At 65.7% G+C, this 22912-nt stretch carries 23 protein-coding genes, 2 tRNA genes and 1 riboswitch; of the genes, 7 read left to right on the plus strand and 18 right to left on the minus strand.

Annotation, left to right across the window (positions count from 1 at the left end):
- Positions 1-42 precede the first annotated feature (42 nt).
- Together DFR43_RS01715 and surE are read right to left on the minus strand one after the other, a co-directional pair.
- Positions 43-858 (minus strand): protein-L-isoaspartate(D-aspartate) O-methyltransferase, encoded by an 816-nt coding sequence (locus DFR43_RS01715; protein WP_425471064.1) that lies wholly within the window; start codon positions 856-858, stop codon positions 43-45.
- Entirely contained in the window at positions 855-1694 is an 840-nt protein-coding gene (gene surE, locus DFR43_RS01720) for a 5'/3'-nucleotidase SurE (RefSeq protein ID WP_133595649.1), read from the minus strand. Before surE ends, DFR43_RS01715 begins: the two co-directional genes overlap by 4 nt.
- A 104-nt stretch (positions 1695-1798) precedes the next feature.
- Between surE and DFR43_RS01725 the strand changes: the two genes are divergently transcribed.
- Together DFR43_RS01725 and DFR43_RS01730 are read left to right on the plus strand one after the other, a co-directional pair.
- A complete protein-coding gene (locus tag DFR43_RS01725) occupies positions 1799-2791 on the plus strand; it encodes an NADPH:quinone oxidoreductase family protein (RefSeq protein WP_133595650.1) in 993 nt (330 codons plus the stop codon).
- A 22-nt stretch (positions 2792-2813) separates the two neighbouring features.
- Positions 2814-2923, plus strand: a riboswitch (TPP riboswitch).
- Positions 2913-4280 (plus strand): sodium:solute symporter family transporter, encoded by a 1368-nt coding sequence (locus tag DFR43_RS01730; protein WP_133595651.1) that lies wholly within the window; start codon positions 2913-2915, stop codon positions 4278-4280. It overlaps the preceding riboswitch by 11 nt.
- A 77-nt stretch (positions 4281-4357) precedes the next feature.
- Here the strand turns inward: DFR43_RS01730 and DFR43_RS01735 are convergent, their stop codons facing one another.
- Positions 4358-5668, minus strand: coding sequence for a glutamine synthetase family protein (locus DFR43_RS01735; protein ID WP_425471065.1), 1311 nt, complete (start codon positions 5666-5668; stop codon positions 4358-4360).
- Between the two features lie 200 nt (positions 5669-5868).
- Here DFR43_RS01735 and cutA point away from each other — a divergent pair, with 200 nt between their 5' ends.
- On the plus strand, positions 5869-6189 hold the full coding sequence (gene cutA, locus DFR43_RS01740) for a divalent-cation tolerance protein CutA (protein ID WP_133595653.1): 321 nt from the start codon (positions 5869-5871) through the stop codon (positions 6187-6189).
- Between the two features lie 129 nt (positions 6190-6318).
- Here cutA and DFR43_RS01745 read toward each other — a convergent pair.
- From DFR43_RS01745 to uvrC, 8 genes are all read right to left on the minus strand, one after another.
- Positions 6319-6394, minus strand: a tRNA-His gene (locus tag DFR43_RS01745).
- Between the two features lie 66 nt (positions 6395-6460).
- Complete coding sequence (locus tag DFR43_RS01750; protein WP_133595654.1) at positions 6461-8374, minus strand: SurA N-terminal domain-containing protein; 1914 nt, start codon at positions 8372-8374, stop codon at positions 6461-6463.
- Between the two features lie 54 nt (positions 8375-8428).
- A tRNA-Val gene (locus tag DFR43_RS01755) sits at positions 8429-8504 on the minus strand.
- Between the two features lie 19 nt (positions 8505-8523).
- On the minus strand, positions 8524-8796 hold the full coding sequence (locus DFR43_RS01760) for an HU family DNA-binding protein (protein ID WP_133595655.1): 273 nt from the start codon (positions 8794-8796) through the stop codon (positions 8524-8526).
- Between the two features lie 82 nt (positions 8797-8878).
- Positions 8879-9967 carry a tartrate dehydrogenase gene (locus tag DFR43_RS01765; RefSeq protein ID WP_133595656.1) on the minus strand — a complete coding sequence of 363 codons (1089 nt, stop codon included), beginning with the start codon at positions 9965-9967 and terminating at the stop codon, positions 8879-8881.
- Positions 9968-9983: 16 nt separating this feature from the next.
- Positions 9984-10877: a DMT family transporter gene (locus DFR43_RS01770; protein WP_133595657.1), complete on the minus strand. Its 894-nt coding sequence runs from the start codon at positions 10875-10877 to the stop codon at positions 9984-9986.
- A gap of 16 nt (positions 10878-10893) precedes the next feature.
- Complete coding sequence (gene pgsA / locus DFR43_RS01775) at positions 10894-11463, minus strand: CDP-diacylglycerol--glycerol-3-phosphate 3-phosphatidyltransferase (RefSeq protein WP_133595658.1); 570 nt, start codon at positions 11461-11463, stop codon at positions 10894-10896.
- Positions 11464-11484: 21 nt separating this feature from the next.
- Entirely contained in the window at positions 11485-13479 is a 1995-nt protein-coding gene (uvrC, locus tag DFR43_RS01780; protein WP_133595659.1) for an excinuclease ABC subunit UvrC, read from the minus strand.
- 42 nt (positions 13480-13521) lie between these two features.
- Between uvrC and earP the strand changes: the two genes are divergently transcribed.
- From earP to DFR43_RS01800, 4 genes are all read left to right on the plus strand, one after another.
- Complete coding sequence (gene earP / locus DFR43_RS01785; RefSeq protein ID WP_133595660.1) at positions 13522-14634, plus strand: elongation factor P maturation arginine rhamnosyltransferase EarP; 1113 nt, start codon at positions 13522-13524, stop codon at positions 14632-14634.
- Between the two features lie 150 nt (positions 14635-14784).
- Positions 14785-15339 (plus strand): elongation factor P, encoded by a 555-nt coding sequence (gene efp / locus DFR43_RS01790; protein ID WP_133595661.1) that lies wholly within the window; start codon positions 14785-14787, stop codon positions 15337-15339.
- A gap of 56 nt (positions 15340-15395) precedes the next feature.
- Positions 15396-16301, plus strand: coding sequence for an AEC family transporter (locus DFR43_RS01795; protein ID WP_245988798.1), 906 nt, complete (start codon positions 15396-15398; stop codon positions 16299-16301).
- 39 nt (positions 16302-16340) lie between these two features.
- The gene (locus DFR43_RS01800) at positions 16341-17222 is read left to right on the plus strand and encodes an LOG family protein (protein WP_133595663.1); all 882 of its coding nucleotides are present in this window, start codon (positions 16341-16343) and stop codon (positions 17220-17222) included.
- A 60-nt stretch (positions 17223-17282) separates the two neighbouring features.
- Here the strand turns inward: DFR43_RS01800 and DFR43_RS01805 are convergent, their stop codons facing one another.
- Genes DFR43_RS01805 through mbhE form a run of 7 tightly spaced genes read right to left on the minus strand, consistent with a single transcriptional unit; the run spans position 17283 to position 22855 of the window.
- Entirely contained in the window at positions 17283-17624 is a 342-nt protein-coding gene (locus DFR43_RS01805; RefSeq protein ID WP_133595664.1) for a cation:proton antiporter, read from the minus strand.
- Positions 17621-17887, minus strand: a complete 267-nt coding sequence (locus DFR43_RS01810; protein ID WP_133595665.1) for an MrpF/PhaF family protein — start codon at positions 17885-17887, stop codon at positions 17621-17623. Before DFR43_RS01810 ends, DFR43_RS01805 begins: the two co-directional genes overlap by 4 nt.
- On the minus strand, positions 17884-18231 hold the full coding sequence (locus tag DFR43_RS01815; RefSeq protein WP_133595666.1) for a Na+/H+ antiporter subunit E: 348 nt from the start codon (positions 18229-18231) through the stop codon (positions 17884-17886). Before DFR43_RS01815 ends, DFR43_RS01810 begins: the two co-directional genes overlap by 4 nt.
- A 1-nt stretch (position 18232) precedes the next feature.
- Positions 18233-19687 (minus strand): complex I subunit 5 family protein, encoded by a 1455-nt coding sequence (locus DFR43_RS01820; protein WP_133595667.1) that lies wholly within the window; start codon positions 19685-19687, stop codon positions 18233-18235.
- Complete coding sequence (locus DFR43_RS01825; protein ID WP_133595668.1) at positions 19684-20121, minus strand: NADH-quinone oxidoreductase subunit K; 438 nt, start codon at positions 20119-20121, stop codon at positions 19684-19686. Before DFR43_RS01825 ends, DFR43_RS01820 begins: the two co-directional genes overlap by 4 nt.
- Complete coding sequence (locus DFR43_RS01830) at positions 20118-20582, minus strand: MnhB domain-containing protein (RefSeq protein WP_133595669.1); 465 nt, start codon at positions 20580-20582, stop codon at positions 20118-20120. The genes DFR43_RS01825 and DFR43_RS01830 overlap by 4 nt, the downstream gene beginning before the upstream one ends.
- Positions 20579-22855: a hydrogen gas-evolving membrane-bound hydrogenase subunit E gene (gene mbhE, locus DFR43_RS01835; RefSeq protein ID WP_211338577.1), complete on the minus strand. Its 2277-nt coding sequence runs from the start codon at positions 22853-22855 to the stop codon at positions 20579-20581. Before mbhE ends, DFR43_RS01830 begins: the two co-directional genes overlap by 4 nt.
- Between the last annotated feature and the right edge of the window lie 57 nt (positions 22856-22912).

Consider the following 22912-nt stretch of genomic DNA (forward strand, 5'->3'; position numbering starts at 1 on the left):
TACCTCATCGAAAATCAAAAAGCCCAACGCGCCGCATGGCGGTCAGGCCACCCCCGATTTTAGAGGGACAAACAGGACCGCTTCGAGCACGTTCCTCACATAGCCATGCGCGGTGCGCTCCACCACGACCAGACTTTGCCGGCCCGGCGTGAGTTCCGCAGGCGCCACCAGCCGGCCGCCGACCGCCAGTTGCTCCAGCCAGACCGCAGGAATCTCCTGCCCGCCTGCCGCAGCCACGATGCCCGCGTAAGGCGCGCCCGAGGGGAAGCCCGCCATGCCATCGCCAAAAATCAGATGCACATTGGGCAACCGCAAGGGGCGCAGATTCTCGCGTGCGCGCTCATGCAGGCTGCGGATGCGCTCCATGCTGTAAACCTCTTGGCACAAATGGCTGAGCAGCGCGGCTTGATAGCCGCAGCCGGTGCCGATTTCGAGCACGCGCCCCAGTCGGGCGGGACGGTCGGCGCAGAGCAGTTCCAGCATCCGGGCCACCACACTCGGCTTGGAGATGGTTTGCCCCCAGCCGATCGGCAAGCTGGTGTCCTCATACGCCTGGGCCACCAGGCCAGAGTCCACGAAACGGTGGCGCTCCACCGTGGCAAAAGCCTGCTGCACCCCGGGGTGACGCAAGCCCTGCGCCACGAGCCGCTGAACCATCGCCAGGCGCACGGCCTGCGAGTCCAGCCCCGCCCCCGTGGGCAACGCACTGAACGCGGCGGGGTGTTGCCCACTGCTGCGCCCTGAAGCGGCGGCAGCGGCACCAGCCACCGACCGGGCATGAGGGGACGAAGCCGGCGCCGCCGAGCGGGCCACCCACCCCGGCAAACGATCGGCTGAAGGGGGCGTTCGGCGGTTCACCGGGAACGGAACTCCGAGGAGGCTGCGGCGGGCAGCGGCTCAGCCATGGGCTGGCGGGCCGACAAGTGCGCCACCGACTGGGCCCAGTAAGCCAGTCGGGCATGATCGGTCAGATCGATTTGCAGCGGGGTGACCGACACATAACCCTGGGCCGTCGCGTGGAAATCGGTACCTTCGGCCTCGTCCTTGGCCGGCCCGGCGGCGCCGATCCAGTACATCGTCTCGCCGCGCGGGTTGACTTGCTTGATCACGGGCTCGGCCGCATGGCGCCTGCCAAGGCGAGCGACCTTGAACCCCTGCAACTGGGCCAAAGGCAGGCAAGGAATGTTGACGTTGAGGAGCCACGGCTCGTGATGCCCGCCCTCGGCCGCCTGCCGATGGGCCAGAATGGACGGCGTCAGAAAGCGTATCAACTCCTGGGCTTTGGCCGCTGCCGCATCGAGGTGGCGCCAGCCTTTCTCGGTCTGGGAAAACGCCACCGCAGGCACGCCAAACAGATAGCCCTCCATCGCCGCGCCGACGGTCCCCGAGTAGATGGTGTCGTCTCCCATGTTGGCGCCGTTGTTGATGCCCGAAACCACCAGATCCGGGGTGTAGCCCAGAAACCCCGTCAGCGCGATGTGGACGCAATCGGCCGGGGTGCCATTCACATAGCGAAAGCCGTTGTGGGCGGTGTGCACGTACAGCGGCGAGTGCAGAGTCAGCGCGTTGGATTTGGCGCTGTTGTTGTGCTCCGGCGCCACCACCTCGACGCAGGCGATCTCGCTCAAGGCCTCATACAGCGCCTGGATGCCCGGCGCCTGATAGCCGTCGTCGTTGGACAGAAGGATTTTCATCAGAGGTGATTGTAGGCCGTCGCCACAGGGACAAGCGCGTCTGGCCGGCTGGCCCGGTGCTGCCTATGATGGCCGCTGAGCCATTTTTCGAGAAGGAGACCCGCATGCAAGCCTGGCTGTGCGACAACCCCGTGGGCGTGGAGGCCCTGACCTGGAAGAACCTGCCCACGCCGACACCCGGCCCCCGGGAAGTGCTGATCGAGATCCACGCAGCCAGCCTCAACTTTCCCGACCTGCTGATCGTCCAGAACAAGTACCAGATCAAGCCCCCGCTGCCGTTTGTGCCCGGCGCGGAATACGCCGGGGTGGTGCAGGCGGTGGGCAGCGAGGTGACCCACCTGAAGCCCGGACAGCCCGTGGCCTGTCTGAGTGGGACGGGCGGCTTTGCCACCCACACCCTGGCGCCGGCCGCGCTGTGCATGCCCCTGCCCCCCGGGTTCGACCTGGTGGATGCGGCCGCTTTCATCATGACCTATGCCACCTCTTACCATGCCCTCATCGACCGCGCGGCCCTCAAGGCAGGGGAAACCGTGCTGGTGCTCGGCGGTGCCGGCGGGGTGGGCACAGCGGCCATCCAGATCGCCCGGGAGGCTGGCGCCCAGGTGATCGCCGCGGCGTCCAGCGAGGAAAAATGCGCGCTGTGCCGTGAGGCAGGGGCGCACGCCACCATCAACTACAGTGAGCATGCGCCCGCAGGCACACTGCGCGACGCAATCAAACAGGCCACGGACGGCAAAGGGCCTGATGTGATTTACGACCCGGTCGGCGGGGATTTTGCCGAACCCGCTTTCCGCTCCATCGCCTGGCGGGGGCGCTATCTGGTGATAGGCTTCGCTGCTGGCCCCATTCCCAGCCTGCCGCTGAACCTGCCGCTGCTCAAGGGGGCGTCCATCGTGGGCGTGTTCTGGGGCGACTTTGCCAAGCGCGAGCCCCAGGCCAATGCCGCCATGCTGCAAACCCTGGCGCAGTGGTATCTGCAAGGCAAGATCAAACCCGTGATCGACCGCACCCTGCCCATGGCCGAGCTGCCCCAGGCCTATGCGTGGATGGGCAGCCGCCAGGTCAAAGGCAAACTGGTGCTCGTCAATCCGCGCTAAACTCGCAGCTCATCCATTGTTCAACAGTCGCCAGGGGAGTCCCGCCAAGGGGCTGAGAGTGCGCCCAAGCCGCGCAGACCCTGGAACCTGATCCGGTTCATGCCGGCGGAGGAAGCGCGACATGGCATACGCCACTTTGGCCGCCCTGGGGGCGGCGCTCTTGCTGTTCGTCTGGGTCGGGCTGCGGGCCCGCAGCGCACCAGGCGATCTCGATCAATACCTCACGGCCCGCAATTCGCAGGGGGCCGTCACGCTCGGCCTGTCTTTTCTGGCTTCGGGCATGGGGGCGTGGATTCTGTTCGCCCCACCCGAAGTGGGGGCTTTCGTGGGCCCGGTGGCCGTGGCGGGGTATGCGCTGGGGGCGGCATTGCCCTTCTTGGTGCTGGCCTGGTGCGGTTCGGCCATCCGGCGCCGGCTGCCGCAAGGCCGCAGCATCGGCGAATACGCCCAGCAACGCTTTGGCAACGGCTTGCGCCACTGGGTCTCGGCCTTGTCGGTGCTGTACATGCTGTGCTTCATCACGGCCGAACTCACGGCCATCGGCGCCATCACCGCTATGCTGTCAGACATCCCGGGCAGTCGGACGGTGGTGGGCGTGGCCGTCACCACGCTGATCTACACCGCGTGGGGCGGTCTGCGCGCCAGCCTGGCCACCGATCGCTGGCAGGCCTGGCTGTTGGTTGGGCTGCTGGCCATCGTGGCGGGGGTGGCGGTGCCCACGCTGCCCAGCAGTGCTTTTGACAACCCCCTGCCCGCCGCCCCGATCGGGGTGTCGCTGTCGGTGGCGCTGACGCTGGTGATCGCTGTGACCGCGGCCAACCTCTTTCACCAAGGGTACTGGCAGCGGGTCTGGGCCGCGGCCAGCGATTCCGCCTTGCGCCGAGGGGCCTGGATCGGCGGCATGGCGACGGTGCTGGTGGTGCTCCTCGTCGGTGCCCTGGGCATCCTCGCCGCCGCTTCGGGCAAACACCTGGGGCAGCCGCCCATTCCTTTCTTCGCCCTGCTGGCCGATGCCCCCGGCTGGCTGGCCCTGCCGGCGCTGCTGCTGGCGCTGGCGCTGGTCGCTTCGTCGGTGGACACCCTGCAAAACGGCATCGCCTCGCTGGTGGCCACCAGTCGGCGCGGGTTTTCCCTGTCAGCGGCGCGCTGGGTCACGGTCGCGCTGATGGTGCCGGTGGTGTTGGTGGCGTTGCAAGGGCTGTCGGTGCTGCGCCTGTTCCTGATCGCCGACCTGCTTTGCGCCACGGCCGTGGTGCCGGTGCTGTTGGGCCTGTGGAACCGCATGACCCCAGCCGCCGCCGTGGCGGGCTGCGTGGCGGGCCTCATCGGCGCGGTGCTGCCCGGATGGATGCAAACCGGCTCACTGGCGGGCAGCCTGCTCGCGGCCAGCTTCCCCGACAGCATCCCCACCCTCGCCCCCTTCCTGGGGGCCTTGGTGACATCGACCGTGGTGAGCATGGGCTGGGCGCTGGCGCGGCCGGCGCGTTGAGCCAGCCTGTTGAGGGCGTCCGGCCCCGCCGGGCCTCGCTGCCGCCTGCCGGGGCTTTGGCCGGCGGCTCGGCGCGCTCACACATGCAGCAACAGGAAGCGCCGCTCCCAGGGGCTGACCACGTCGAAATACTCCTGGTATTCCGCCTCCTTGATGGCGCTATAGGTTTGCAGAAAATGCTCGCCAAACAGCTCGGCCAGCGGCTGACAGGCCGTCAGGCGTTCGATGGCGTCATCCAGATGGCGCGGCAACTGGTGGGGCTGCTCGTAGGCGCTGCCCGTGGTCGGCTCGGTCGGTCGGATGCGCTGCTTCATGCCCAGATAACCACAGGCCAGGCTCACCGCAATCGCCAGATAGGGGTTCACATCCACCCCCGCCAGCCGGTTTTCCACGCGCCGCGCCTCTGGCCCTGAATGGGGCACGCGCAGGCCGCAGGTGCGGTTGTCGTAGCCCCAGCTCAGGTTGATGGGTGCCGACGTGAAGCGCGACAGGCGCCGATATGAATTCACATAAGGCGCGAAGACCGCCGTGGCCGCCGGCAGATAGGTTTGCAAGCCGCCGATGAAGTGGAAAAACTCGTCGGAAGCCTGGCCGTCGGGCCGGCTGAAAATGTTTTTTCCCGTGGCCGTGGAGAGCACGCTCTGGTGGATGTGCATGGCGCTGCCGGGCTGCCCTTGCATGGGCTTGGCCATGAAGGTCGCGTACATGTTGTGGCGAATGGCCACCTCCCGCACCGTGCGCTTGAACAGAAACACCTGGTCGGCCAGCGGCAAGGGGTCGCCGTGGTCGAGGTTGATCTCCATCTGCGCCGTGCCCATTTCATGGATGAGCGTATCGAGCTGGATGCCCTGGGCTTCGCACCAGTCGTACATCACGTCGAAGATGTCGTCGTACTCGTTGACCGAATCGATGGAAAAGCTCTGCATGCCGGCCTCGGTGCGGCGGGTGCGGCCCACCGGGGGCTTGAGGGGGATGTCTTCATCGGGCTCGATCTGCACCAGGTAGAACTCCATCTCTGGCGCGACCACAGGCTTCCAGCCTTCGGCTTCATACAGCCGGATGAGGCGACGCAACACGGCCCGCGGCGACAGCGGGGTTTCCGTGCCATCGAAGCGGTAGCAGTCGTGGATGATTTGCGCTGTCGGCTCTTTGGCCCAGGGAACGGGCCGCAGGGTGGTGGCGTCGGGCACGAGCATCATGTCGCCGTCGGCCACCGAGGTAAAGTCTTTCTCCGGATAGTCGCCGGTCACAGTCATGGTCAACACCGCTTCAGGCAGCCGCAAGCCGACGGCAGGGTCGTACTTGTGGCGCGGCACGATCTTGCCCCGTGCCTGGCCGGCCATGTCGGGGATGAGGCATTCGACTTCGGTGATGCGGTGTTCATCCATCCACCGCTGGATGTAAGCTGGGTCCTGTGTGGCTGAAGGCTGGTCCATAAAATGGTCAAAAATGGCGATGGCGCAACTGTACGCCCAAGCTGGCGGCCTTGCACAGCCGTTTGGGCAAGGCGCGTTGGTGCCGCTTTGCCGCTCAGCGGCTCGGTGCCGCGCCCTGCATCGTAACCACAGGAGCATCACCCCATTCGGCCATGAACGACGTGCAACTGATTTTCACCACCACCGACTCTCGCGCCACGGCCCAGGCACTGGCCCGGGCACTCGTGCAGGCGCGACTGGCCGCATGCGTGCAGATCGAGACCATCGACAGCGTGTATGAATGGAACGGTGCGATCCAGGAGGCCCGCGAATTTCGCCTCTGCATCAAGACCACGGCCACGCAAGCCCGCGCGGCCATTGACCTCATCCGCGCCCAGCACCCTTACGAATTGCCCGCCATCTGGTGGAGCGCTGCCCAGTCCTCCCCGGAATACGCCGCCTGGGTCGCGGCGCAGACTGGACCTGCCCCCTGAAGCACAAGGGCCGCAAAGTTGCACGCAGAGGGCCTTGGCGGCATAGCGCCATTCCATCCCCGGGAGCACGGGCGCATAAAAAAGCCCTTGCCGCCGAAAGGCGCAAGGGCTTTGAACATCATGAATGCTTGGGGTGGCTGATGGGACTCGAACCCACGACAACCAGAATCACAATCTGGGACTCTACCAACTGAGCTACAGCCACCGTAGCCTTCAATTATAACCTGTATTGCGCTCCTTTTTACGGAGCCCAAAGCTGCTCAAGCCATTTTTACGAAGCCTGCTGGCGCTTGGCGAGCACCTGCACCTTGTAGCGGGCACGCAAGGCTTGCAGATAGGCTTGCGCCTCTGCCTGGGCCCAGAGTTCGGCCAGTTGGTTGCGCTCCAGCGAAGCGCGTACGGCGTCAGGGGCTTCACGCTCCAAGACACGATTGACGCGAATCACCATCACGCCATCGGCCCCCAGATCGGCGCTGGTCCAGGCGGCGGTCGAGGGGCCGGCACTGGCGCTCAGCGCCGCCCCCAGAGCCGGGCCGGGCAGCCCTTGATCATCGATGCGCGACACCACCACAGGTGCTTGCAAGCGCGGCTGGGCGCCGTCGCGCCAAGCGGCCAGCTGCTTCTGGGCCTCCTCGCGGGCGGCTTCCTGGGCGCGCTGTTGCAGCAGGCGCTCCCGGACTTCGGCCTTCACGTCATCGAGCGGCTGCAGGCGTGCCGGCCGATGCTCCAGCACCCGGGCCGACACCAGGCGGCTGGCGCCGATCTCCACGGCTTCGGTGTTGCGCTTGGTGCGCAGCGAATCGGGCGCGAAGACGGCCTCCAGCACGCGGCTGTTGGCCAGCGCGGCATCGCGGCCTGCATCCAGCGGCCCGGTGCGCAACACGCCATTGGCGCGGCGCACGGTCAGCCCCAGGGCTTCGGCGGCGGGCGCCAGCGAATCGGCCTGTTCGTACACGAGGTTGCTGAAATCCTCGGCGGCTTCGGCGAAGCGACGCTGGGCTTGCTGCTGACGCAGCTCGCGCTCCAGGCGCGGCCGCGCCACCTCGAAAGGCTCGGGCGCGGGGCGGCGAATGTCGGTCACTTGAATGATGTGGTAGCCGAATTCGGTTTCGACCACGTCGGAAATGGCGTTGCGTTCGAGGGCGAAGGCCGCATCCTCGAACGGCTTGACCATGGCGCCGCGGGAGAAAAAGTCCAGATCGCCCCCCTGGGCCGCAGAGCCCGGGTCCTGCGAGCGGGCACGGGCCAGCTCGGGGAAGCGTTCGGGGTGCTGGCGCAATTCCGCGAGCAACGCCTCGGCCTCGGCCTTGACGGCGGCACGGGCTTCGGCGCTGGCACCGGGCTCCACGGTCAGCAAAATGTGGCGAGCGCGGCGTTGCTCCTGCAGCGCCAGATTGGCGCTGTTTTGCTCATGGTAAGCACGCAAGTCGGCTTCGCTGAGTTGCAGGCGGGCGGCCACGGCGTCGAGGTCGAGGACCAGGTATTCCACATCCACCTGCTCGGGCGACTGAAACAGTTGCGGGTTCTGGTCATAGAAAGCCTGCACGTCGGCATCCGTCACCTGCACCGCGGCGCGGAAGTCGGCGGGGCGGAAATGCGCCACCTGCACCTCTCGGCGCTCGAAGAAAGCCTGCAGGGCCTGGTCGGCCACAGCCGGCGTGAGAAAGGCAGACGCGGTCAACCCCTCGATGACTTGGCGCCGCGCCAGATCCGCCCGGACGGACGCTTCAAACATCTCGGGCGTCATGCCCTGCGCGCGCAACAGTTGCTGATAGCGTTCCACGTCGAGCGTGCCATCCGCGCGGCGCAGTGCCGCGATGTTCGGGTCCTGGGTGAGTTCCCGGGCCAAGCGCTGGTCGGTGGCGAGAAACAGCCCGTCCTGCGCCGCCAGCGCGAGCACGCGGTCATTGATGAGCCGCTCCAGCGTGGCCATGCGGCTGGATTCGTTGTCGAGCAGGCTGCGATCGATGCCAGGCATGGAGGCCACCAGACGATCCATCTCGTTGCGATGAGCCAAGTCCCACTCTTGGCGGGTGATGTCGATGCGCCCGACTTTGGCCACCACGTCACGGTTTTCGCGGAGGTTGCTGTACCCCTCGACGCCGAACAACACGAACGCCGGAATGATCAACAACATCAGGAAACCCATCAGGAATTTGATGTTGTTGCGAAAGAAATCAAACATGTCTGCGCTGCCCGAAACAGAAAAGGCGAACCCGCGTTCGCCTTTTGATGGAGGTGGTGGGTGCTGACGGGGTCGAACCGCCGACCTACGCCTTGTAAGGGCGCCGCTCTACCAACTGAGCTAAGCACCCCACCGAAATCGGAAAACCGTTACTTGATGGCGTCTTTCAACGCCTTGCCAGGACGAAACTTAGGAATTTTAGCCGCTTTGATCTTGATGGCAGCGCCCGTGCGGGGATTGCGACCCGTGCGAGCCGCGCGCTTGGCGACCGAGAAGGAACCGAACCCGACCAGCGACACGGTGCCGCCTTTCTTCAGGGTGGTGCTGATGGCCTGGATGGTGGCTTCCAAGGCGCGCGCCGCCGCCGCTTTGGACAAATCGGCGCTGCTGGCGATGTGCTCGACGAGTTCAGCCTTGTTCATGGAATCCCCTCAAGAATCGTTGAAATGGATGAATCGGGCCGGCAAACGCCACCGTGGACGGCGGCTTGGCGCATGCCGGGTGTCAGATCATACCAGCGACGGCGCGACCCAGGTCCTGCGTGGTGGCTCGCCCACCCAGATCGGGCGTGCGGGGTCCGCCGCTGCCCGGCTCCAGCACCGCCTCGATGGCCCGCAGCACGGCATCGTGCGCATCGCGATGCCCCAGAAAGTCCAGCATCATGGCGCCGCACCAAATCTGGCCGATGGGGTTGGCAATGCCTTTGCCGGCAATGTCGGGGGCAGAGCCATGCACCGGCTCGAACAGCGAGGGGTGGGTGCGATCCGGGTTGAGGTTGGCGCTGGGCGCGATGCCGATGGTGCCCGTGCAGGCTGGGCCCAGATCGGAGAGGATGTCGCCGAACAGGTTGCTGGCCACCACCACGTCGAAGTGGTCGGGGCGCTGCACGAAGTGGGCCGTGAGAATGTCGATGTGGAACTTGTCCACGAACACCTCGGGGTAGGTTTTGGCCATCTCGGCCACGCGCTCGTCCCAATAGGGCATGGTGATGGCAATGCCGTTGCTCTTGGTGGCGCTGGTCAGGTGTTTCTTGGGGCGGCTTTGGGCCAATTCGAATGCAAACTTCAGCACCCGGTCCACACCGTGGCGGCTCATCACGGTTTCCTGCATCACGATCTCGCGCTCGGTGCCGGGGTACATGCGCCCACCGATGCTGGAGTACTCCCCTTCGGTGTTCTCGCGTACGATCATCATGTCGATCTCGCCGGGCTGGCGCGGGCTGCCGTCGCGCCGCACCACGGGCGCGATCACGCCGGGCATGAGCCGGGCCGGTCGCAGATTCACGTACTGGTCGAATTCGCGCCGAAACAGCAGCAGGGAACCCCACAGCGAGACGTGATCCGGAATCTTTTCGGGCCAGCCCACCGCGCCAAAGTAGATGGCGTCGTGCCCGCCAATCTGATCCTTCCAGTCGTCGGGCAGCATCTGGCCGTGCTTTTCGTAGTAGGCCCAGCTCGAAAAATCGAAGTGGTCGAACTGCAGGCCGATGTCGAACTTCGAGGCCACGGCCTCCAGCACGCGCAGCCCTTCGGGCATGACTTCTTGGCCGATGCCGTCACCGGCAATCACGGCAATGCGATGGGTCTTTTTCATAGAGAGAGATGCGTCTTCAGGCTTTGGCCGGCCGAACCACCAGGCTCACGCCCAGCGCGGTGATGGCCGTACCGGCAATCGTGACCACGGTGATGGGTTCGCTGAACAGCAACCAGGCCAAAATGGCCGTGCAGGGCGGCACCAGGTACATGAGGCTGCTGACCGAAGCCGCCGCCCCCCGCTGGATGAGCATGTAAAGCAACGAACTGCCGCCCAGCGTCAGGCCGAGCACAGACCAGGCCATCGCGCCGACCAGTTCACCGTTCCAGTTCATGCCCTCGGTTTCCAGCAGGGCCAGCGGCAGCGTCACGACGAAGGCGGCGATGAGTTGCACGGTATTGGCGCTGCGCACATCGCACGGCTGCACGAATCGCTTCTGGTAGAGCGTGCCCACGGTGATGCTGATGAGCGCGATCACGGCAAAAGACAGGTTCAGCCAGGTGGCGGTGTCGCCCTCGCTGCCGGCGCCAAACTTGCGCGCGACCACGAGCACCAACCCGGTGAAGCCCAAGGTGAGACCCAACCATTGCCGGCGGGTGACGGCACCACCCGTGGCCGACAGCCACACCGCCGTCAGCACCGGTTGCAGGCCCACCACCAGGGCCGACAGGCCCGAGCCCATCCCGGCCTTCACCGCCGCCCACACCCCGCCCAAGTAGCCCGCGTGCATGAGCACACCCAGCACCGCCAAATGCAGCCACTGGGCGCGGTCCTTGGGCCAGGCCACCTTGGCCAGCCAGATCCACGGCAGGAAGCACAGGATGGACAGCGCATAGCGCCAGGCCAGGAAGGTCATGGGCGGGGCATGCGGCATGCCGTAGCGTGCCACGATGAAGCCCGTGCTCCAGATCAGCACGAACACCCAGGGCATGGCGCGCAGCCACGAGTTGTCTCCGGCGTTTCCGACCATGATCGTCAACCCCGGGTCAGCGCGCCTTGGCCCGGATTTCGGGCAAGGCTTTGCGCAGGTAATAGACCATGGACCACACCGTCAGCACGGCCGCCAGCCAGATGAGCAGCGTCCCCCAGAAACGGGTGTCGATCACGCCGAGCACCGTGCCGTCGTACAGGAGAAAGGGGATGGCCACCATCTGCACCGTGGTCTTGAGCTTGCCCACCATGTGCACCGCCACGCTCTTGTTGGCACCGATCATGGCCATCCACTCACGCAACGCGGAAATGGCAATCTCACGACCGATGATGATGAGCGCCACGAACACGTCGGCGCGGTCCAGATGCACCAGCACCAGCACGCAGGCGCAGACGAGAAACTTGTCGGCCACCGGGTCGAGGAAAGCCCCAAAGGAAGACGTCTGGTTGAGCTTGCGCGCCAGGTAGCCATCGGCCCAGTCGGTGATGGCAAACGCCACGAACAGCACGGTGGCGATCAGGTTCTGCGTCGCCTCGCTCAAGCCGGGCCAGTAAAACACCGCCACAATGAGCGGAATGGCGACGATGCGCGCCCACGTGAACAGTGTCGGCAGGTTGAAGAACATGGCCGTGATTATGCGGGCGAATCAGTGCAGGGCGCGGTAGATGGTTTCGGCCAGTTCGGCAGAAATGCCTTCCACGGTGGCCAAATCCTCGACGCTGGCGGCAGCCACGCCGCGCACGCCACCGAAGCGCTGCAACAGCCGGGCCCTTTTCTTCGGCCCCACGCCGGGGATGTCTTCCAGCCGGCTGCCGCCGGTACGGACTTTGGCGCGCTGCGCCCGCATGCCGGTGATGGCGAAACGGTGCGCCTCGTCGCGGATCTGGGCCACGAGCATGAGCGCGGCCGAATCCGCCCCCAGGTAAATCTTCTCTCGGCCATCGGCAAACACCAGTTCCTCCAGGCCCACCTTTCGGCCTTCGCCCTTCTCCACGCCGACGATGCGCCCCACGTCCAGGCCGAGCGCCTCAAACACCTCCCGCGCCACGCCCACCTGCCCTTTGCCACCGTCGATGAGGACGATGTCGGGCAGGCGCGCCTGAGCGGGCTGCGCCGTGCCGTCGTCATCGCGCAGCGCCTGGGCCAGTTTGCCGTAGCGCCGCTGGAGCACTTGGCGCATGGCGGCGTAGTCGTCACCGGGGGTGATGCCGTCGATGCGGTAACGGCGGTACTGGGCATTCTGCATCTTGTGGCCTTCAAACACCACGCACGAGGCGACGGTGGATTCGCCCGCGGTGTGCGAAATGTCGAAGCATTCGATGCGCAGCCGATCCAGTGCGTCGTCCGGCAGGTCCAGCGCCTGGGCCAAGGCACGGGTGCGGGCCTGCTGCGAACCTTCCTCGGCCAGCAAGCGGGCCAATTGCAGTTCGGCGTTTTTCTGCGCCATGTCCAGCCAGGTACGGCGGTGCTCGCGCGGATGGAACACCGTGTGCAGGCGAATGCCGCTTTGCGCCGTCAGCAGTTCGATGAGGTGCGCGTCCACCGGCGCCCCCAGCACCAGCACGGGCGGCGGCGGCACGCCGGTGTAGTGCTGCGCCATGAAGGCTTCCAGCACACGCTGCTCCACGCTGCGCGACGGTTCGACCGCGCCGGGCGCCTCGCTCGGCGCCGCTGCGGCGGCATCGTCCCAGGCGGCCAGCACCGCGCCCTCCTCCACATGGGCGGGAAAGTACGGACGGTCCCCCAGGTGCCTGCCCCCACGCACCATCGCCAAATTCACGCAGGCGCGACCGCCCTGCACCCTCACGGCCAGGATGTCCACGTCCTGATCGGTGGTGCTTTCCATGGCTTGCTGGTGCAGCACTTTGGACAGGGCCGTGATCTGGTTGCGCACTTCGGCGGCCTGTTCGAAAGCGAGCCGCTCGGCATGGGCCATCATGCGGCGCTCCAGCTCATCGAGCACGGACTGCGTCTCCCCGCGCAGGAACGCGCTGGCGCTGCGCACGTCTGCCGCATAGTCGGCCGGGGCGATGAAGCCGACGCACGGCCCGCTGCAGCGCTTGATCTGATACAGCAGGCAAGGCCGGGTGCGGTGGCTGAACACCGTGTCTTCGCAGGTACGCAACCGAAACACCTTTTGCAGCAGCTGGATGGTCTCCTTCACCGCCCAGGCATTGGGATACGGGCCGAAATACTGGTGGCGTTTGTCCACCGCGCCCCGGTAATACGACATGCGCGGATAGTGGCCTGGATCGGGCGGCGAGACGCCCTCGCCCGAGCCCGCCGTGGGCGCCGGCACCCAGGTGCTGGCGCTCAGCCGCAGGTAGGGGTAGCTTTTGTCGTCCCGAAACAGGATGTTGAAGCGCGGCTGCTGCGTCTTGATGAGGTTGTTTTCCAGCAGCAGGGCTTCGGCCTCGGAGCGCACCACCGTGGTCTCCAGCCGCGCAATCTTGCTGACCATGTGGCCGATGCGGGTGCCGTCATGGCTGCGGCTGAAGTAGTTGGAGACGCGGCGCTTGAGGTCGCGAGCCTTGCCCACGTACAGCAGCAGGCCGTGCGCGTCGAAAAACCGATAGACGCCCGGCAAGGCAGGCAGAGCGGCCACGGCGTTGAGCAGTTCGTCGGGGTGCGGACTCGTCATGATGCCTGCCGATTGTGGCACCAAGCCGGCGACAATTCGGCCATGTCATCCACCTTTCCCCCTTTGCGCTGGGACGTTTTTTGCCGCGTCATCGACAACCTGGGCGATGTGGGCGTGTGTTGGCGCCTGAGCCGCGCATTGGCCGCCCGCGGCCAACAGGTGCGGCTGTGGATGGACCAGACCGAAGCCTTGCGCTGGATGGCTCCCGGTGCCCTGGAGGGCCATTGGCCCGGCATCACGGTTCTGCCCTGGAATGACGAGGGAGATGGCGCTCCCCCATATGGCCAGTTGCCGCGCTCGGACGTCTGGATCGAGGCCTTTGGCTGCGAGCCGCCACAGCCCTTCATCGCGCAGCAACGCGCCCTGTGGCCCGCCGATCAGGCTCCTGTGTGGATCAACCTCGAATACCTCAGCGCCGAAAGTTATGTGGAGCGCACGCACGGGCTGCCCTCGCCCTTGATGAACGGCGCAGGGCGGGGTTGGACGCGCTGGTTCTTTTACCCGGGCTTCACGCCTTGCACCGGGGGGCTGCTGCGCGAGGCCGACCTGCTGCAACGGCTCGACGGCTTCGATGCCCAAGCCTGGCGGCAAACGGCCGCCCCGGCCGCTGCGGCTGTCACGACGGGGCGTTGGTTCAGCCTGTTTTGCTACGAACCGCCGGGCCTGCCCTGGCTGCTGGAGCAGTTGCACAGCGCGCCAGACGCCGTGCTTTGTGTGACCCCCGGCCGCGCGCAAGCCGCCGTGGCGCAGTGGCTGGGCTCGCGGCCGTGGCCGTCGGCGTGGCCGGTGCGGCCATGGGTGGACCAACCCCGCTTCGACGAAATGCTGTGGGCCTGCGACCTCAATGTCGTGCGCGGCGAAGATTCCCTGGTGCGCGCCCTGTGGGCAGGCCAGGCATTCGTCTGGCACATTTACCCCCAGCACGACGGCGCCCACCACGCCAAGCTCGACGCCTTTTTGGACTGGCTCGACGCCCCGCCAGACCTGCGCGCCTTCCATGCCTTCTGGAACGGCTCGGGCGGCGAGCCGCCACCGGATTTGTCGGCCGCGCGGCTGCAGGATTGGGCCGAGGTGGCCCGCGCGGCACGCCGCCGCCTGCTGGCCCAGACCGATCTGACCACGCAGCTCTTGGCCTTCGTCGCGGAAAAACGTTAAAATCGAAGGCTTTGCAAGGCCTCGAACCGAGCCTTTGGAGGCGGGTACGGGCCGGCTCGCGCCGCCGCTGCTGACTGAAAAGCGCGCCCTCCAAGGCCAGCCCCAGTCAGGCGACATTCCACCAGCGGCCCAACCATCCACGGAAACACCATGAAACTCGCTCAAGAAATCCGCGCCGGCAACGTCATCATGCACGGCAAGGACCCGATGATCGTCCTCAAAACCGAATACCAGCGTGGCGGCCGCGGCGCAGCCACCGTGCGCATGAAGCTCAAGGCCCTGCTGAACAACAGCGCCACCGAAGTGGTGTTCAAGGCCGACGACAAGCTCGACAACATCATTCTGGACAAAAAGGAGTGCACCTACTCCTACTTCGCCGACCCGATGTACGTCTGGATGGACGCCGAATACAACCAGTACGAGGTCGAAGCCGCCAACATGGGCGACGCCCTCAACTACCTCGAAGACGGCATGGCAGCCGAAGTCGTGTTCTACGACGGCAAGGCCATTTCCGTCGAACTGCCGACCAGCGTCGAGCGCGAAGTGACCTGGACCGAGCCCGCCGTCAAGGGCGACACCTCCGGCAAGGTGCTCAAGCCCGCCAAGATTGCCACCGGCTTCGAGGTCCAGGTGCCCATCTTCGTCGAACAGGGCGACCGCATCGAGATCGATACCCGCACCGGCGAATACCGCAAGCGTGTCTGATCGCCCCGGCCATTCACACGGCCCCTTTTCCCAAAGGCTCCACGGAGCCTTTTTTCTTGCCTTCACGCCAACCGGGGCACGCCATGGACCTGCTGAGCCGCATCGCCGAAGTGATCGTGCCCGTCTTTCTGATCGTGGGCATCGGCTACGGCTACGCCCGCAAGCACCCGCCGGACCTGGCCGGGTTCAATCGAATCGCGCTGGATGTGCTCGCGCCGGTGCTGGTGTACTCGGCACTGGCTTCGAAAGATTTTCGTCTGGCCGACCATCTGCCCCTGCTGCTGGGCGGAACCATCCTCATTCTGGGCAGCGGCCTCCTGGCCTGGCCCCTGGCTCGAGCTTTGCGGGTGTCGCCGCGCACGCTGGTGCCGGTGGTGATGTTCAACAACTGCGGCAACATGGGACTGCCGCTGGCCTTGCTGGCGTTTGGAGCCGAGCATTTTGGCGCAGCGGTCGCCCTGTTTGCCATCAGCAACCTGCTGCATTTTTCCATCGGCGCGCGCCTGACGAGCCGCGCTGCCCGCACCCGTGAGTTGCTGCTCAGCCCGGTGATGGTGGCAACCGCCCTGGGCTTTGCCAGCGCGTTGATTGACATCCGACCACCAGACCTGATCCTGTCCGGCATGCAACTGCTGGGCGACTCGATGCTGCCCATGATGTTGTTCGCCCTGGGCGTCCGGCTGACCTCATTGACCCGCGCTGGCGTGGCGCTGGGCTTCGTCGGCGCCTTGGCCCGCCCATTGATCGGATTGGCCATTGGTCTGCCCCTGGCGTGGGCACTTGGCCTGGAAGGCGCGGCCAAAGGCCAACTGCTTCTCTTTGCCGCCCTGCCCCCGGCCGTGATCCAATTCATGCTCGCCGAACGGTATCGGCAAGAGCCGGACAAGGTCGCGGCCATGATCCTGGTGGGCAATGCGCTGGCCATCGTCTTCGTTCCCCTGGCACTTGCGCTGGGGCTTTGAGTCCAACCTTTGACCGTCACCACCATAACCCTTACCGCCATGGACGCCACACACAGCCTACAAGCCAGCCGCCTGGCCGATGCCGCCGTCGAAATGCACCTGATGTCTGATGGCGAGCAGCGTCTGGCGCCCGATGCCTACCGGCTCGCTTTCGCCGACCCCGAATTCCTGCTGCGCCGAGAAACCCGCGGCATTCGCTTTCAGCTCGAGCTGCTCAAACCCGATCTGGCCCAGCAAGCCCATGGGGTGGAAAACACCATCGTCGTCTTCGGCAGCGCCCGCTTCCGCGAACCCGCTGAAGCCCAGCGCCAATGGGAAGCGGCCCGAGCCAGTGGCGACCCGCAAGCCGTCCGCCGTGCCGAAGCCCTGCGCCGCAACGCCCATTACTACGACAAAGCCCGCCGGTTTGCACAGCTCGTGGCCGACTATAGCCTGAGCTGCCCGAAGGCAGACCAGCTCTACATCGCCACCGGCGGCGGCCCCGGCATCATGGAAGCGGCCAACCGCGGCGCCCATGACCGGGGCGTGCTCAACGTTGGCCTCAACATCCTGCTGCCCCACGAACAAGAACCCAACCCCTACATCAGCCCGGAACTGTGCTTCAAATTCCACTATTTCGCGCTGCGCAAGATGCACTTCCTGATGCGAGCCAAAGCACTGGTGGCCTTCCCGGGCGGTTTTGGCACACTCGACGAACTGTTCGAAGTGATGACGCTGGTGCAGTGCAAGAAGGCCAAGCCGGTGCCGATTTTCCTCTTCGGCTCAGAGTACTGGAAACGCCTGATTCACTTCGAGGTGCTGGTCGAAGAAGGCGCCATTTCCCCTGAGGATCTGGACCTGTTCCAGTATGTGGACGAGCCCGAGGAAGCCTGGGAAGGCATCAAACGCTTCTACGGCCTGCCAGACGCCTGTGGGCGCTGATCCGTCGCCCTCCGATGGCCGGCCGGCGAAGCCCTCAGCGACCGGCTGGCACACGATCCTTCAGCGGCGGCTGGCTTTCTGCGCCGGATCGTCACCCACCAGCGGGGCTTGGGAAACGTGGGCAATCGTCCCGGCTTCGCGCACCGCCGCCCGAGCCAGCAGATGTGAAGCCACCGGCAGCGTGGCCAGCAGGAAGCCCACGATCAACACCAGACGCCATCCCCACTCCCACGACAGGGCCGACAGCGCCGCGCCCACACACACCATGGCCAAGGCCAGCGTGCCGGCCTTGGTGGCGGCGTGCTGTCGCGTCAACGCATCGGGCAAGGCGATCACCCCCCAGGCCGCAATGACCAGCAACACCCCGCCAGCCACAATGAACAGTGCCGCCAATGCGCTCATGATCCCGCCCCCTTGTCCACCAGCCGGGCCCAGCCGATGGTGGCCACGAAACCCACCAGGGCCAGCCCGATCGCCACATCCAGAAACACGGTGCGCCCCGTGTAGAGCGAAGCCGCCACGCACAGTCCCACCGCCGCGGCCAGAAAAATGTCCAGCGCGACGATGCGATCGGCGTGCTGCGGCCCCTGCACGATGCGATAGGTGGCCATTCCAATGGCGATGAGCGCGGTCATCACCAGCACCCAAGTGGCCAGAGCGATCATGCCTTGCCTCCAAACAAGACCACCAGGCCGGGTTCGAAATCCTCCCGAATGCCCTGCACGAGGGCATCGGTGTCGGAAGCGTCGAGCACGTGCAACAAAATCTCCCGTTTGTCCATGTCGATGTCGAGGGTGGTGGTGCCGGGCGTCAGGGAAATCATGCAGCCCAGCAACGATGCGCCTTGGGCGCTCATGGGCGCGAAGTGCACCCGCAAAAAGGCCGCCGGCGGCGGCTTGCGCTCGCCCAGGCTGGCCCGCAAAATGACCTGAACCGTCTGAAAGCCTGAAATCACCACGGCCTTGAGGAAACGCGCCAGCAACACGATGGCAGCGATCAGCTTGCGCATGTCAACGCCCTCCCAGGGTATGGGCAGCGGCCTGAGCGTACTCGACCAGGAACTGCGGATACAAAGAGATGCTCAGCGTCACGGCCGCCAAGCCCACGGTGGCCAACCAGGCCGGCCACAGCCGGGTGTACGCCGGCAGGCTCCAATGCTCGTCGGGATGCGGCTTCCAGAACGCCTCCATCCAGATCTTGACCATCGAATACAGCGTGAGCACGCTGACGATGAGCGCGATCACCGTCCAGGCGATGCGCCCCTGGGCAATGGCTTCTTGCAGCACCAGCAGTTTGGACCAGAAGCCCGACAGGGGCGGAATGCCCACCAGCGACAGCGCCGGGATGAGGAACAGCACCCCGAGCAAGGGCTTGACCTTGTACAAGCCGCCGATCTTGCGCAGGTCGTAATTGCCCGTCAGGCGCCAGATGATCGCAGCAATCAGGAACAAATTCGCTTTGACCACGATGTGGTGGAGCGTGTAGAACAAGGTGGCGGCATTGCCCGCCTCGCTGGCCAGCGCCACGCCCAGCAGGATGTAGCCGATCTGGCTGACGATGTGGAAGGCCAAAATGCGCCGCATGTCCCAGTGGTAGGCCGCGCCCAGCACCCCAAAGAGCATCGTGCCGGCAGCAATCCAGCCCAAGGCCTCGTACACCAGGTCGGGCGCCGGCGCAAAAATGTCGCCGGCGGCACGCAGCACCGCATACACCCCCACCTTGGTCAACAAGCCGGCGAACAACGCCAGCACCGGCGCCGGCAGGGTGTGATAAGAGGCCGGCAACCAGGCAAACAAGGGGAACGCGCCTGCCTTGATCAGGAATGCCAGCAACAGACCGGACACCAGCAGCGTGAGCACCCAAGGCGAGAGCTGGGGAGCGGCCTGGGCCATCGCGGTGTAGTTCAGATGCCCGGTGGCCCCGTAAATCATGCCCACGGCCAAGAGCAACAACAAGGTGCCAAAAATGTTGAGCACGAAATACTTGAACGTGCCGTCGAGTTGATCGATGCGGCCGCCAATGGCAAACAGCCCCACCGCGCAGATGAGCATCACCTCGAACCACACATACAGGTTGAACAGGTCGGCGGTGGCAAAAGAGCCCCCCACGCCTGCCAGCACGCCGAACATGAGTGGCAACAGCAAGGGGTGACGCGGCTCGCAATCGGCATCGCTGGCCAGGAACACCAGCGAGGCCAGCCCCATGATGGCGGTGATCAACACCATCGCCGCGCCGGTGCGGTCGATGTGAAACTCGATGCCAAAAGGCGCGCCCCACCCGCCAAACACGGCCTGGGCCGCAGGGCCATGGTGCGCGGTATCGACCAGCGCCACGGCGCAGCCGAAAAACAGCAGCATGCCAAGATAACTCAGCCCCTGCTGCAAGCCGGGGCGTTTTTGTGCCAGGGCCGTGGCCACGACGGTGGCCAACGGCACCAGCACCGGGCTGATGGCCAGCACGCTCATGCAGCCTCCTTGCGCGGGGCGCTGGCAGCGTCCGGCCAAGCCGGCTCATGGGCGGCGCCGTTGTACGGCGGCTTGACGGGATCGGTAGGTAGGGGTTCAGCCATGCGAAGTTCGAGGGCATCGTCGGTGCCCGCGCGCTGAATGAGGCGCAGCACCAAAGCCAGAGAGAAACAAACCAGGGCAAAGCCGATGACGATGGCGGTGAGCACCAGCGCCTGCGGCAGCGGGTTGGCGGCATCGCGCAGCACGGTCTCGCCCAGCGGCACCACCGCCGGCTCCATCACCTCGATGCGGCCCGAAACGAACAGCACCAGATTGACCGCGCTACCCAGAATGCCCAGGCCGAGCACGCAGCGAAACACGTCCTTGGACAGCGACAGGTAAATCCCCGCGGAGACGGCCACCCAGACCGTCAGGGCCAGTAACCAGATCATGAACGTCCCTCCTCCGTGGCCTCTCCACCATCCTCGGCCTCGCCCAGGGCCAGCAACGCCAGGGCGTAGCCCGCCAGCGCGCCCCACACGCAGAGATACACGCCAATGTCAAACAACAGCACCGTGGAAATGGCGAACTCCGTGAACCCCAAGGGAATTTCGCCCCACCAGTGGGTGAGGAAGCTTTCGCCGGAAAAGAACGCCGGGATGCCCGCCAGCGTGCCCACCCCAACCCCGATGGCCGCCAAGCGCACGGGCGAGCCCGTGGGCAAGCGGCGGGCGGCGGCATCGCTGCCCTTGGCAATCGCCCACAGCACCGACGCGCTGACAGCCACCAGCCCGCCAATGAAGCCACCGCCAGGCTCGTTGTGCCCGCGCAGCAGCACCCACACCGAGGCGGCCAAGATCACCCAATACAACGGACCGGCCACCGACTCCAGAATCACCAAACGCTTGTTCATGCCTCACCTCCCTGACGCCGGACGCCGGGCTTGTCGTTGCGCATGTGGGCGCGAACCGCCTGCAACAGCGGCAGCGCAGCGAGGAAAGACAACATCACCACGCTGATTTCGCCCAGGGTGTCCAAAGCACGGAAGTCCACCAGAATGACGTTGACCACGTTGCGGCCATGGGCCTCGGGCACGCTTTTCTCGGCGAAGAACTTCGACAGCATTGGGTCGAAAGCCCCGCCCACGGCCACCAGCAGCCACAGCGTGACCACCCCGCCGAACACGAGCGACACCACGAGCGCGGATCGGCTCACATGAGCGCCGGCCAGACCCTGCCCCATGCCGCGCTGCTTGAGCTTGAGCAACACCGAAGCCACGACGATGACAAACACCGACTCGACCACGAACTGGGTGAAGGCCACGTCGGGCGCCCCCACGTACATGAAGAACACCGCGCTGCCGAAACCCACCAGCCCGGAGGCCAGCAACAGCACCAGGCGGTCACGCATCAGCACCGCCAGCACGCCACCCGTGGCAATGATGGCGCAGGCTCCGACGAAGCCGGCCGTGGGCGTGATCCATGCGGGCCACACCCACTGGCTCCAACCCGCCAGCAGAATGCCCCCCATGAGCGCCGACACGAAGCCGAGCAGCAGCACCCCGTAGTCCGGCAGGCGCCCATGCTGCAAGGCGCGCGTGGTCCAGGCCGCGGTGGCGGGAATGCCTTTGAGGAAGCGCTCGTAATTGGCCACCATGCTGAAGCTGTCGAGCACGCCGGCCAGGCGGTCGAACAGGCGGTGCAGCGGGTCCCAATACCAGAAGATGGCCGCGCCAATGCCCAGGGTCACCAGCAGCGACAAGAGCCCTGGCCCCACCTCCAAGGCGAAATGCACTGCCACCGCCTCGGCACGTGGCGACATGGCTTGCGAAGCCACGCTCACCAGCCAATCGGCCATGAAGGGAAAGATCCCCAGCACGATGCCCATGGATGCCAGCAGCAGCGGCGGGGCGATGAGCGCGAGCCCCCCCTCGTGGGCTTCCGGGGTGTCGTTGCGGCCCGGGTGGCGCCAGAAAATGCGCACCGCCGCCACCCCGGCCACGGCCACGGCCACGGCCCCGAAAATGGTGTTGGCCACCTTCACGATTTCCATCACGTCACCCACGGCCTTGGCCTCGGAGATCACATCCTTGACCACATAGCCGAACGACAACGGCACGCCTGCCATCGACAGGCCCGCCAGCAAGGCCGCCGCTGCCGTGAATGGCATCGCATGGCGCAGGTTGCCCAGGCGGTCGATCACGCGCGTGCCGGTGCCATGGTCCACATTGCCGGCGACGAAGAACAACGGCGCCTTGTACAGCGCATGCGCCAGCAACAAGGCGCCCACCGCCACCGTGGCGCCGCGGCCATCCATGCCCACCAACATGACCAAGGTGCCCAGGGTGGCGACGGTGGACCAGGCCAGGATGCGCTTCAAGTCACGCTCGCGCAGGGCCAGCAACATGGCCCAGGCGGCCGTGATGGAGCCAAACAGTTGCAACGTCCACTGCCACAGCAGCCAGTCACCGAAGCCGGGATCGAGCCGAGCCACTAGATACACACCGAGCTTGACCATGGTGGCCGAATGCAGGTAGGCCGACACCGGCGTGGGCGCGGACATGGCATTGGGCAACCAGAAGTGGAACGGGAACTGGGCGCTCTTGGTGAAGGCGCCGAGCAGGATCAGCACCAGCGCGGTCGTCAGGGCCGGGGTACGCTCGGTATCGGGCAACGCGGCGATGATCTCCTGGATCGACAACGTGCCCATGACCTGCCCGAGCAAAATCGCGCCAGCCAGCAGGGCCAGGCCGCCCGAGCCGGTCACGACCAACGCCTGCTGCGCGGATTTGCGGCTGCTGAGATCCTCGTGGTTGAAACCGACCAGCAGGAAGGAAACGAGGCTGGTCATCTCCCAGAACAGGAACAGCACGATCAGGTTGTCGGCCGTCACACAGCCGATCATGGCGATCATGAACATCGTCAGCAGGATGTACAGCCGGTTCTGCTGCGGATGCCCGGCCAGATAGCCGCCCGCATAGACGAACACGGCCGTGCCCACGCCGGTGATCATCAGCAGCATGAGCAACGACAAGCCGTCGATGTGGAAGTCGAGGTTGACGCCAATGGCCGGCACCCAGGCCACCGAAATGTCGGCAGGCAGGTGCACGGCGGTGGCCGTCCACAGGACGATGAGCAACGCCGTCAGCGGAATCAGCACGAAAGCTGCCCGGGCACCGAGGCTCATCGCTTCGGAGGGGTCATGGTGAGGGGAGTGTTGCGCCATGGGGGCAGAGTGTAATTT

Source organism: Tepidicella xavieri (genome assembly GCF_004363315.1).
GTDB lineage: Bacteria > Pseudomonadota > Gammaproteobacteria > Burkholderiales > Burkholderiaceae_C > Tepidicella > Tepidicella xavieri.